Source organism: Ornithinibacillus sp. 4-3 (assembly GCF_040958695.1).
Taxonomy (GTDB): domain Bacteria; phylum Bacillota; class Bacilli; order Bacillales; family Amphibacillaceae; genus CALAMD01.
Genome location: NZ_CP162599.1, coordinates 2,989,868 through 3,001,549 on the forward strand (window position 1 = coordinate 2,989,868; position 11,682 = coordinate 3,001,549).

General features: G+C 32.8%; 9 protein-coding genes and 1 other annotated feature (1 of these 10 running past the window's edge). Of the genes, 2 read left to right on the top strand and 7 right to left on the bottom strand.

Annotation, left to right across the window (positions count from 1 at the left end):
• Positions 1-196: 196 nt before the first annotated feature.
• Together AB4Y30_RS14585 and AB4Y30_RS14590 are read right to left on the bottom strand one after the other, a co-directional pair.
• On the bottom strand, positions 197-844 hold the full coding sequence (locus AB4Y30_RS14585) for a Vat family streptogramin A O-acetyltransferase (RefSeq protein ID WP_368652949.1): 648 nt from the start codon (positions 842-844) through the stop codon (positions 197-199).
• 44 nt (positions 845-888) lie between these two features.
• Entirely contained in the window at positions 889-1,944 is a 1,056-nt protein-coding gene (locus AB4Y30_RS14590) for a YdcF family protein (RefSeq protein WP_368652950.1), read from the bottom strand.
• A 140-nt stretch (positions 1,945-2,084) separates the two neighbouring features.
• Between AB4Y30_RS14590 and AB4Y30_RS14595 the strand changes: the two genes are divergently transcribed.
• Together AB4Y30_RS14595 and AB4Y30_RS14600 are read left to right on the top strand one after the other, a co-directional pair.
• The gene (locus tag AB4Y30_RS14595) at positions 2,085-2,711 is read left to right on the top strand and encodes a GyrI-like domain-containing protein (protein ID WP_368652951.1); all 627 of its coding nucleotides are present in this window, start codon (positions 2,085-2,087) and stop codon (positions 2,709-2,711) included.
• A gap of 164 nt (positions 2,712-2,875) precedes the next feature.
• The gene (locus tag AB4Y30_RS14600) at positions 2,876-3,700 is read left to right on the top strand and encodes an ion transporter (RefSeq protein WP_368652952.1); all 825 of its coding nucleotides are present in this window, start codon (positions 2,876-2,878) and stop codon (positions 3,698-3,700) included.
• A gap of 58 nt (positions 3,701-3,758) precedes the next feature.
• Here AB4Y30_RS14600 and AB4Y30_RS14605 read toward each other — a convergent pair whose 3' ends face one another.
• The 5 genes from AB4Y30_RS14605 to trpE all read right to left on the bottom strand — a co-directional run bounded on the left by AB4Y30_RS14605 (position 3,759) and on the right by trpE (position 11,539).
• Positions 3,759-5,270, bottom strand: coding sequence for a GNAT family N-acetyltransferase (locus tag AB4Y30_RS14605; protein ID WP_368652953.1), 1,512 nt, complete (start codon positions 5,268-5,270; stop codon positions 3,759-3,761).
• 248 nt (positions 5,271-5,518) lie between these two features.
• Complete coding sequence (locus AB4Y30_RS14610; protein ID WP_368652954.1) at positions 5,519-6,265, bottom strand: class I SAM-dependent methyltransferase; 747 nt, start codon at positions 6,263-6,265, stop codon at positions 5,519-5,521.
• A gap of 656 nt (positions 6,266-6,921) precedes the next feature.
• Positions 6,922-8,829, bottom strand: coding sequence for an endonuclease MutS2 (locus AB4Y30_RS14615; protein WP_368652955.1), 1,908 nt, complete (start codon positions 8,827-8,829; stop codon positions 6,922-6,924).
• Positions 8,830-9,495: 666 nt separating this feature from the next.
• Complete coding sequence (locus tag AB4Y30_RS14620; RefSeq protein ID WP_368652956.1) at positions 9,496-10,062, bottom strand: aminodeoxychorismate/anthranilate synthase component II; 567 nt, start codon at positions 10,060-10,062, stop codon at positions 9,496-9,498.
• Entirely contained in the window at positions 10,043-11,539 is a 1,497-nt protein-coding gene (gene trpE, locus AB4Y30_RS14625; protein WP_368652957.1) for an anthranilate synthase component I, read from the bottom strand. Before trpE ends, AB4Y30_RS14620 begins: the two co-directional genes overlap by 20 nt.
• Positions 11,540-11,599: 60 nt before the next feature.
• Positions 11,600-11,682: a binding site (T-box leader), on the bottom strand (it continues 166 nt past the right edge of the window).

Sequence of the window (11,682 nt, forward strand, 5' to 3'; positions counted from 1 at the left end):
GAATAACTACAAGGTAATACTTTTTATTATTAACGTTTTTAATATCTCTGTAAACGGTTACTAATATGGGATTTGATTGTTTTTATTCTAAGTAAATTCAGATCTTTTTTCTTATTTTAGAAGTTAATTTCGTACTTAAAACAAATAGTGCTCCCCCACTTCAAAAGTGGAAAGCACTATTTTAATTAAAAGCATATTATGTTCTCTTTAGATCAGATAGAAGCTCCTTCAACCCATCCTCAGAAACCAACTTCTCTAGATTATTAAATATCTTTTCTTCATCCCAATCCCACCACTTTAGCTTTCGCAAGGATTCAATTTGAGCATCACTAAAGCGTTTCTTAATCAATTGAGCAGGGTTTCCTCCATAGATGGAATAAGCCTCAACATCTTTTACTACTGTTGAGTTAGCTGCAATAATTGCACCATCCCCAATTTTTACTCCAGGCATAATCGTCACTTGTTGACCTATCCATACATCATTTCCAATTACTGTGTCTCCTTTAAATGGTAGCTGTTCTACTGTAGGAGTCACCTTCTCCCATCCTCCACCAAAAATATTAAAGGGGTATGTTGTGATGCCATCCATTCTATGATTGGCACCATTCATGATAAACTTAACACCTTCTGCGAGCGCACAAAATTTACCGATAATTAGTTTATCACCTAAAAATTCATAATGATGTTCAATATTTTCATAAAACTTGTCTGGAGATTTATTATTATCACTGTAATAAGTATATTCTCCAATCTCAACATTCACTCTTTTAGGCAGATTACTGATATAGCAAACTGTCTTGATGTTTTCATTTGGGTACAATTTATGCTTGTTTGGTCCAATCATGAATGATATGCTCCTTTCTTTTCACTAAAAATTTCCTTCTTATTTCAAATTCCTAAGAGTGCTTGAAGTCCATATAGCAGTGCTATTACTATAAAAGCCCCTATCAAGATAATGATGTATGGTTTTTTCCATAATACCAAATAGGCAATCCATTCGCGGATAAAAGCGTTAATTGAAAAATAAAGCTTTGTTCGTGAACCTCTTCCATCACAGGCAATCCCCAAATTTTTCGCTAATAATAATGCACGAAGCACATGGTACCTTGTTGTAACAACTAATAGATTAGGTTCGTTTATTGTCATGTGCCTTCTAATCAATTGCTGTGAAAACAATAAATTTTCTCGGGTATTTACGGACTTGTCTTCTACTAAAATATCGGATGCTGGAACACCTTGCTGCAAAGCATATTGCTTCATTGCCTCCCCTTCAGCAATTTTTTCATCAGCTCCTCGCCCTCCTGAAAGCACTAGAATACTCCCTGGATTTTCTCGATAAGCTTGAATTCCTTTATCCACTCGGTTAGCTAGTAATGGCGTTACTTCCTTTCCATTTCGCAAACCGCTTCCTAAAACAATGATGTATTGATATTTTTTGCGAAAATGCTTTAATAAGTTCAGCATATTCGTAACCGTATACAAAACGAAAATAAATAAGGTGAAGAAAAAAACAAAGGAAAGATAAGTATATAAAAAATCAAAAAAGGTTGACTTAAAAGTTCCTTCTAGCAATGGCCATATTATTAAATACAAGATATAGGCGATACCAAAGCCAAAGGAAAGCATATGCGACAGAGTAATCCCTTCTCGTCGCATCAAACGAATACCAGAAATGAGCATAGATAAAATGAGTACCAGTGGAAACAAGAGTATTACTATACCAACTAAGAGCGCTCCCCCAATTAACATCACACGAATAAAACCTATATCTGAAATTCTAATAAGCGGGAAACTAATATTAGCAAGTACTGTGATTAATGCAAATAGAAAGGAAATGCCAAGCCATAAGCTTCTTTTTTCTTTTCGATATTGTAAAATAAACCATGTGATTCCTAAAATGGCAGATAGTAAAAATATAGATAATAATATTAGAAAATAATCCATAAAAACTCCTTATTATTTCTATTTACTTGATTTGAGAATGCTTGTTCTTTCTTCTTAAATTATCATAGGAGTAAGAAAAAACCAAACATACAATGGTAAAATATTAAGTAGATGATTCTAAGTAAAGGAAGTGTGTAAATATGAAGCATGAATGGAGAAAAAAGGAAAAAGCTTTATATATTCCAAAACAAACTCCTGAATTAATTACTGTCCCTAAACAAAAGTTTTTTATGATCAAAGGAACAGGAAATCCCAATGGAGAAGAATTCGCAGAGAAAATAGGTGTGCTTTATTCGATGGCTTATGCTGTTCGTATGATGCCTAAACAAGGATACACACCAGAAGGTTATTTTGAATATACCGTCTACCCACTAGAGGGAGTTTGGGATTTAACAGAAGAAGGTAGAAAATTAAATACTTTAAATAAAGATGAATTGGTTTATAGCATAATGATTAGACAACCAAATTTTGTAACAGATGAAGTAGTGGAAAGAGCCTTGGAGAGAGTACGTAAAAAGAAACCTCACCCCTTTTTAACAGATGTGACATTTGACACAATGGAAGATGGTTTATCTGTTCAAATGTTACATGTAGGCCCATATGATGACGAGCCACAAACTTTTACACAAATGGAAAGGTTTTTAGAAAATAATCATCTAAAAAGAACTTCTTTAATACATAGAGAAATTTACCTTTCAGACTTTAGAAGAGTAGAACAAGCAAAATTAAAAACAGTTCTAAGATATAAAGTAGAGCATAGACAGTAAAGATACGCATCGTTGATGGAATTAATTAAACAAGTAGCGATTTCATCATTAACGCGCTTCTTAAAGGATTATCTCCATAAATCGCGTATATATATTTTTTTGCTTCATCTTTATGTTCCAATACGAAAACATGGTAAAATAATTTCAGTTAGGGCTCTGTCCTATTGCTAAAGAAACTGATATTCGAGTGGGTGGTACATATAAAACTAAAGCGCATAATTGAGCATCCTCTTTTTTCAAAGACCATTCTAGTACTCATTATGTTAAATGCAGTCATCATTTGTTTAGAAACATATCCAAATATTTATAAGTCCTATTCTCATTTATTAATTGGGGTAGACCGAATTCTTTTACTGATTTTCACTGTTGAGATTTTGTTAAAGCTCTTCGTCTATCGCTCAAGCTTCTTTCGAAATGGCTGGAATATATTAGATTTTATTGTTATTTCTCTAAGTCTAATATTCATTCATTCTAATTTCATTACAATCTTACGTATCGTACGTGTACTTAGAGTTTTAAGAACATTATCTATGTTTCCATCCTTAAGAAGACTAATTAATGCCTTATTCCTATCCATCCCTGCAATGGGAAGCACTATCCTTTTAACAACCATTTTATTTTATATTTATGGAATATTTGGGACAACCATGTTTGCTAATGCTGCACCTGAGTATTTTGGAAATTTCCATTCTACGATTCTAACACTCTTTCAAATTTTCACGTTGGATTCTTGGGCTACTGGAATTTTCCGCCCACTTTTAAGTGATATTCCATGGGCATGGTTGTATTTTGTCACTTTCGTCTTAAGTAGTGCCTTCATTCTTGCTAATCTCTTCTTCGGAGAATTAGTCAATAACGCACATAGGCTCGCTGAGGCAGAGAAGGATCCTGAAGAAGATGGGGTTTATAAAGAGCTAAAAGAACTAAAAGCACAAAATCAAGAATTACATCGCAAGGTAGATCAGTTGATGGAAATAATGAAGAAATAAGGCCTTATCAAAAAAGTGTAAGTTAGGATACCCTACTTACACTTTTTTAGCATATGAATTATCGATTGTCCTTTGTTATATATGCTATGATTCTTTCATTTCTCCTTGATATTATTGCAAGAGAAGCCTCAACAAATGCTTTGTATGCCGCTTTATTTTGTGATCTACTTGAATGGTATACATCAGTATTTGATAACGTTTTATATTGTTCTTCCTCATCAAAGGAATCCAAATTTTTAACCGCGTAATGCTCCTTTTCCACTACAAAATCCTGCAACAGAAAATAGTCTATAAACCCTTTAAAGTCTTTAAATAATAATAACCATTCTCTGGAATTTTCATAGGCCTCTTGTAATTTACACGGCAGTCCTAAGTACCATTGTTTTAAATCAAATAATGTAAAATCTATTCTGTCGTAAAATCCTTTTTTTCCTCCACGTGCCGTATTCACCGTAATGGTATATGGAATGATAGATGTTATTTTATCTTTTCTATTCATTTTGTTCCACTCGTTTAGAGAAAAAGAGTCTCTTTCTTTTTTATTAAAACAGTGAACTTCATTAGGTTTAATTTTATTCTCTTTCAACTTTGTTGCTTTATTTTTATACCAGAATTCATATTTATGCCATACCTTCTTGTTGTCATCATCACTTCTTTTCCACCATAATAAATGACCACCAATAGTACGTGACACTTCCAAAAAATCACCTATTTCTTTATCGTTCATTCCTACTTCAACCGCCCAATGAACAGGTGGGCCAATGTAATCTGAACCCAATATAAAAACGGTCTTATCCTTTGTATTTTCTTTAGTAACTTCCACTTCTAATTCATAACCACCATATTTATTAGGACCAATAACTTTACAGTTTGTAATTTCATCCCCATTTGGTAATTTACTTTGATTAGAAAGGCTACTCAAATCTTCATATAGTTTTCTACTCAATAAATCGGGATCTTTTCTATTCTTGCTAATAAAGGATTCCTTTGAAAATCTTCCATTTCCTACATCACTTAAATAATTATAATTATTTTTAACGCTCCACTCTATCCTAGTCATGCAAGTAATATGTTCTGTGCGAATTTCATTTATAAGCTCCCATTTCTGATCTTTAACTGTATATTGATACTGAAATCCACACTTTTCCTGAACCCTCTTTGAGTTTTCGTTTCCATCAAAGTAGCCACACCATAGCTTCTTCATTCCTAAATTCTCAAACGCATATCGTATTATTTCTTCCGTAGCTTCAGGGATAAATCCTTGCCCCCAAAATGGCACGCCAATCCAATAACCGATCTCTGCCTCATTCTGAGCAATACCTTTATTACTCTGTTCTCCGATCAGCAAGCCAATACTACCAATAGCTTTATTATCCTCTTTTAGACATACTGCATATGTTTCACTTGCTGATAGTACATGTTTGATGATTTCTCGACTGTTTTCCACACTCGTGTGCACAGGCCATCCAGCAGAAGGTCCTACTAAGGGATCCTTTGCATATTCATATAAAGTCTCCGCATCATCTTCTTTCCATGGACGTAATATCAGTCTTTTTGTTTCAAGTACCATTTTATCTAACACCTCATCCCTATTTTTATTCTGTAAAAGTAAATGTAAAATAATGAAATATCTTCTTCGTATGTAGCCTTCTAGTTAAATTGTTATTTTTCCTCGTATCATTTTAACACTGATTATTAGTATCCATAGCATAAATAACAAATCAATAGCTTCATTAAAATCATGCATATTTTGCTTTGCTTGCATTAGAAAGAACCAAGAAATTCTTATGGAAAGCAATTGTGTTTCTTCTTAGTAATTTAAGTAGACATAACCTTTGCCTTAATCAGTAGAAAATCTGGTTTGTGATAGTATCTTTTATATAAGGGATACTGTTCCATCGTCTTTTTATCTGGTAAAGGTTCCAATACCTTATCTATTTCAAATCCAGCTGAGATTAATGAATTAAAGATCGAAGCAAATGTACGATGATACTTAGTCACACCATCAACAAACCATGTTACTTTTCTTTCACCCAATAAACTGTAATCTGATAAATTATAATGAATAATGTTTCCTTCATTATCTTTTGACCAATAGTTTTCATGCATTAATGCCGTAGTCATTGGATGCTCTTGAGAATAAATAAATATTCCATCTGCTGCCAGCAAATTAGCTATATTATTCATTAATCTATCAAAATCCTTTATGTAATGTATAGAAAGTGAGCTAACCACAACATCATATTTTTCATTAATAGCTGCTAAATCATTCATACTAAGTCGCAAGAAATCAACATTATTACATTTATTCTCTTGTTCTGCCACTTGCAGCATTTTTTCAGAGATATCAATTCCCAAAACCTTCTTAGCCCCTAATCGTGAAAACTCTCTACAATTTTCCCCATAACCACAGCCTAAATCAATTACCGATTTTCCTGCTAAATTTGGAAGAAGGGAAAATAATGCTGGTTTTTCTACCATATTATTTGCTGAGGTCGGATTTTCACGTAGCTTTTTGTAACCATCAAAAAAGGTTTGATTATCGTAAATATTTTGTTCACTCATGTTAATACCTCCATGTAATATGAATTTTTCACGCTAGCAGCATATTTATTAAGGGAAATTTGATGATGAGGAATTACAACAAATCATATGGTAATCATTGCCGTCAACTTGGGTATAGATAATTTTCTTTAGTAAGGTTTCTATTAGTATAGCTTTTACAGCTATAATACTAAAGAGAGTTTATACAACTGCAGAACATTTAACCTATTCCAGTGGCGGAATAAAGGTGGCAGTAAGCCCAACATCATGTAAATGGATAATAGATAGCAACGGTAGCTGACACGGAAAAGTACAGCTCTTCGTCTTTCAAATCAACAAATGAGAAATTCTGCATTAATTGTGATTCATCTTGAATAACATGCTCATGGAAAATTACACGATAACCTGTTTGTTTAAGTCTATCGTAACGAGTGGTTGTTTGACATTTTTGGCCCTCCCATAAATTAAATTATTATTCCAAAACAAAAGTTCCTTTTAACGATAATTTAAAATTTGATTTAACATACAATATTTCCCCCTCAAAAGTGACATCTGGATAAATTTGTTAATAATCCTCGCAAGAATATATCTCAAATAAATGAAACAGCTATTCTGCTTAAATAGCAAAAAAGCTATTTAAGCAGAATAATATTAAAGCAAATCTCCATTCTTCCCTTTTAATCTCTATTTTTTCTAATTTCTTTTTGTATTTTTCGAAGGGCTTTTTTTGAACCACGTTCTATATCATGTTGCATTTTACGCGTATGATGGTCAATAAATAATGTGTCTAAATCATAGCCTTGCGGATATAATTCACTCGCTGCTATATCTAGTGCTAGTCTTTTTACATTTACTTCTATAAATTCTCCATTATAAAATACAACTATATTACGAGCATAATCCATTTCTTTATATACGATGCCAAGCTCATCATGCTCTAATAATTTTACGCGATCTCCTTTTTTATATTCGTACTCTTCTTCCATTGTCTTGTTAGAGTGTTTAGACTTTGACTTCCTTATTTTATCTTCATTTACAAGTTCTAAATCATACTTTTTCTTATCTATATATGCTTGTGCTCTTGTTAACACATTGTCTGGTACATTCATTTTTTTAGAAATCCAAAGGGCATTACTTTCTCCTGATTCTCCTATCATTAATTTGTACAAAGGTTCTAATGTTTCACTATTAAATTGCATTGCGGCATTCATGAAATCAGCATGCAACTCGGAAAAACGTTTAATTTCCCCATAATGTGTTGTTGCTACTGTTATACACCCCATATGATAAAACTCTTCTAAAATAGAAATAGCCAGCGCTGCACCCTCATTAGGTTCCGTTCCACTTCCTATTTCATCAAACAGTAGAAGTGTGTTATTGTTCGACATTCTCATGATTTCTGAAATGTTTTTCATATGGGATGAGAATGTGCTTAGTGCATTTTCTATACTTTGATCATCGCCAATATCAACATAGATATTTTCAAATATTGCTACTTCCGTTTCTTTTTCAGCATGAATATGAAAACCAGACATGACTGCCAATGTTAATAAACCTACTGTTTTAAGTACTATTGTTTTTCCTCCAGCGTTTGGTCCGGTAATAATCAAACTCCGGTTCTCTTTCCCAATTTCAAAATCTAATGGCACTATTTCTCCTGCTAATAGTGGATGTTTTGCACTAGCTAACTTAATATAGCCATGATCGTTTAATTTTGGTTCTATACCATCAATTTGCTTACTAAATTTTGCTTTTGCAAACCCCATATCATATTGACTGATAAGCTCCATATTTATCTTAATTTCAGGAAGGTTTTCTAAGATCATTCCTGATAAAGTCGCTAATATTTGATATTCCTCTACTGCTTCCTCAGCTTTTAGACTTGCCAGCTCCACATTTAGCTTTGTAACTGTATTCGGTTCAATAAAAACGGTGGAGCCCCTGGAAGAAACTTCTACAATTGATCCAGAAACTTGATTTTTATAGGAAGCTTTAATTGGAATAGTGTATCTTTCGCCTTTCTTAACTACTAAGAACTCCTGAATATATTTTTTATTCGTACCATTTTTTAAAAATTTATCTAAACGTTCTTTAATTTTTTCTTCTGTTAAATGAATGCTTTGTCTTATCTTCTTTAATTGTTTGCTTGCATTGGCGTCAATACTATTTCCTTTAATAGATAAATTAATTTCATCTTCCAATCCTTTAAATTCGGACATTGAATTAGCATAAGATGCAAGAACAGGTGCAAAAAACGTTTTATCAAGCATAAACCTTTTTACTTTTCTACATCCTCTTAAAAAATCCGCTATACTTAGTAAACCATTTGGATCTAGAATAACGCCTTTTTCAAGGTTTTGTATGATATTTTCAATGTTAGAAACCCCTAAAAAAGGAGCTTGACTTCCTGTATCTAATATCGCTCTTGCTTCAGTAGTTTCATTCAAACGATTTCGAACCACAGTTATATTCGAACTTGGCTTCAATTTTTCTATCATATTTTTCCCTAATCCACTTATACAATAAGATTTCACAATTTCTTTTAACTCGTTATACTGAAGTTTCTCAAAAGTTTTCTTGTTCATTTTTTTATTCTCCTCACGAATGATTAATCTAACGTCATACATGAAGATACCTAAACAGTAATTTCCAATGAGTATCAACGCATTTGACTTTAAATAAAACAAAAAAAGCTACGTGGATACCGTAGCTTTTTACATTTATAGGGACTATGCAATATACACAGAAATAAGCTATTTATCATGCTTATAGCTTTCCTGCAGTAATTACATAATTTATAAAGTATAATAGGTATCTTCATAGGTCTAGAAATAAATCCATGATGAAATAAAGGATACACTATTGTGAAAAATCCTCTTTTCTACATTTCATTTATTTCCATGTTAATTTTTCCTATTTAGAACCTAATACACTCACAAAAACACCTCATATTTTATTAAAAAGTTTTTTACTCATTGAAATCTGCCTTATACATAATATAGTACTCATTATTTATATAGAATGTCAACTTTATGCTTAATCAAATATAGCTGAAGAAGAGACTGCAGGGACAAAGTTTAAGAGTTACCAAACATGATTGTGGAAAATCCTCGCTTTGGAAATGTATTTCATTTTATTGTACTTTCTTCAATCATTTAAGATGAAAATTTTCTTTTGTCCCGCCTTATCTTTATCATTATTTTATCCATAACATGAGGATGGATACACTAAAGCTTTACATAAACCGCTCATTATTCACCTAAGAAATTTCTCAATATCTGCTCACCGGCATTTGTTAAAATAGATTCTGGATGAAATTGTACGCCATAGATTTCATACTCAGCATGTTTTACAGCCATAATTTCTCCATCATCAGCTTCCCCTACAATCAAAAGCTCTTGCGACAATGTTTCTTTATTAACTGCAAGCGAATGATATCTTCCTACTTCAATTGTTTCAGGGATGTCCTTAAATATTGTAGCTTCATTATTTACCTTAATTTTAGATACTTTGCCATGCATCAGTTGATCCGCATACGTAATTTCACTTCCAAACACTTCACAAATTGCTTGATGTCCTAAACATACGCCAAATATGGGTATCTTACCTTTGAAAAATTGAATTGCTTCTTCACAAATACCTGCGTCTGAAGGTCTTCCTGGTCCTGGTGAAATAATTAAATGGCTAGGATTCATTTTTTCAATCTCTTCACAAGTAAATTCGTCATTTCTAATTACTTTTATGTTTGGATTTATTCCACCAATCAATTGGTATAGATTATAAGAAAAACTATCATAATTATCTATTAATAAAATCATGATTATCTACCTCCTGAGCTTGCTCTACCGCATTTACTACTGCTTGTGCTTTATTTATACATTCCTCATATTCTTTTTCAGGAATACTGTCAGCAACAATACCCGCACCAGAACGAATAAATACCTTACCATTCTTCTTATAAGCAATTCTTATCGCAATACATGTATCCAAATTTCCTGTAAAATCCATGTATCCTACTGCTCCGCCATAAATTCCTCTTTTATTATTTTCTAGACGATTGATAATTTCACATGCTCTGATTTTAGGTGCTCCAGATAATGTACCTGCTGGTAGTACTGCATCAATTGCATCCATTCCTGAGCAATCCTCTCGAATTATCCCTTTGACGGTGGAACCTATATGCATCACATGGGAGTATCTTTCAATGGACATATATTTCTCCACTTCTACAGAACCGAATTTACTAATTCTCCCTAAGTCATTCCTACCCAAATCTACTAGCATATTGTGCTCTGCAAGTTCTTTTTCATCTGACAGTAAATCACTTTCTAATGCTTTATCTTCTTCCTCATTTGCACCTCTAGGTCTTGTTCCTGCTAACGGAAATGTGTGCAATGCTCCATCATTAAGTTTAACTAATGTTTCAGGTGAAGATCCTGCGACTTCTATTTCATCACCACTAAAATAAAACATGTATGGAGATGGATTCGATGTACGAAGCATTCGATAAGCATCAAACAGACTCCCTTCAAATTCCGCTTCTAATCGATTTGACAAGACGACTTGAAAAATATCCCCTTCAAAAATATATTTCTTCCCTTCCTCGACCATCTGGCAAAATTCTTTTTTATTAAATAAAGGCTTAAATTCTGACTTCAGTTTAGAGGTCGGTATTTTAGAAGTAACTTCTTTACGTATAATAGAAACTAATTGTTTGATATCTTCCACCGCTTGCTTGTAACCAGTTTCCATATCATCTGTCTTGGCATTCGCAATTAGAATGATTTTCTGTCTTAAATTATCAAAGCATATTACCTTATCGAATAACATTAAATCAAAATCATGAAACCCTTCCTCATCCTTCCCATCTAATACCAACGTAGGTTCTACGTATTTTATATAATCATAGGAAAAGTAACCAACTAGACCACCTGTAAAAGTTGGTAACCCTGTTAACTTTGGACTAGCATATTCCTTGAGGAATTTCTTGATATGTTCATTCGGCTGAAGTGTCTTCTCTTCCTGAATAATATTACCTTCCACATCCTTCACCTTCACAACTCCATTTGAACAGGTAATATTTAAAGTTGGATTATAGCCTAAATAAGTATATCTACCACTGTATTCTTGATTGACAACACTTTCTAAAATATAACAATGCTCACTTTCTTGCTTTAGTTTTCTTAATAATTCGATTGGTGTAATGACATCAGACATTATTTCATAACAAATGGGTACTACCTTATACCCCTTGGTTGCTAACGCTTTTGCTTCTGAAAATGTTGGTTTCATCATCTTTATCATCTCCTTATGAAATAACAAAAAAACCGTCCTTGTTTTATATAAATTATATAAAACAAGGACGGGTTATTATTTAACTCGCGGTACCACCTAAATTGATGCATAATGCATCCACTTTACTAAGTGTACTAACATAC

Bases quoted from the DNA above. Each gene is read 5' to 3' on its own strand.
- AB4Y30_RS14585 (WP_368652949.1), bottom strand. From the start codon at position 844: ATGATTGGACCAAACAAGCATAAATTGTACCCAAATGAAAACATCAAG.
- AB4Y30_RS14590 (WP_368652950.1), bottom strand. From the start codon at position 1,944: ATGGATTATTTTCTAATATTATTATCTATATTTTTACTATCTGCCATT.
- AB4Y30_RS14595 (WP_368652951.1), top strand. From the start codon at position 2,085: ATGAAGCATGAATGGAGAAAAAAGGAAAAAGCTTTATATATTCCAAAA.
- AB4Y30_RS14605 (WP_368652953.1), bottom strand. From the start codon at position 5,270: ATGGTACTTGAAACAAAAAGACTGATATTACGTCCATGGAAAGAAGAT.
- AB4Y30_RS14610 (WP_368652954.1), bottom strand. From the start codon at position 6,265: ATGAGTGAACAAAATATTTACGATAATCAAACCTTTTTTGATGGTTAC.
- AB4Y30_RS14615 (WP_368652955.1), bottom strand. From the start codon at position 8,829: ATGAACAAGAAAACTTTTGAGAAACTTCAGTATAACGAGTTAAAAGAA.
- AB4Y30_RS14620 (WP_368652956.1), bottom strand. From the start codon at position 10,062: ATGATTTTATTAATAGATAATTATGATAGTTTTTCTTATAATCTATAC.
- trpE (WP_368652957.1), bottom strand. From the start codon at position 11,539: ATGATGAAACCAACATTTTCAGAAGCAAAAGCGTTAGCAACCAAGGGG.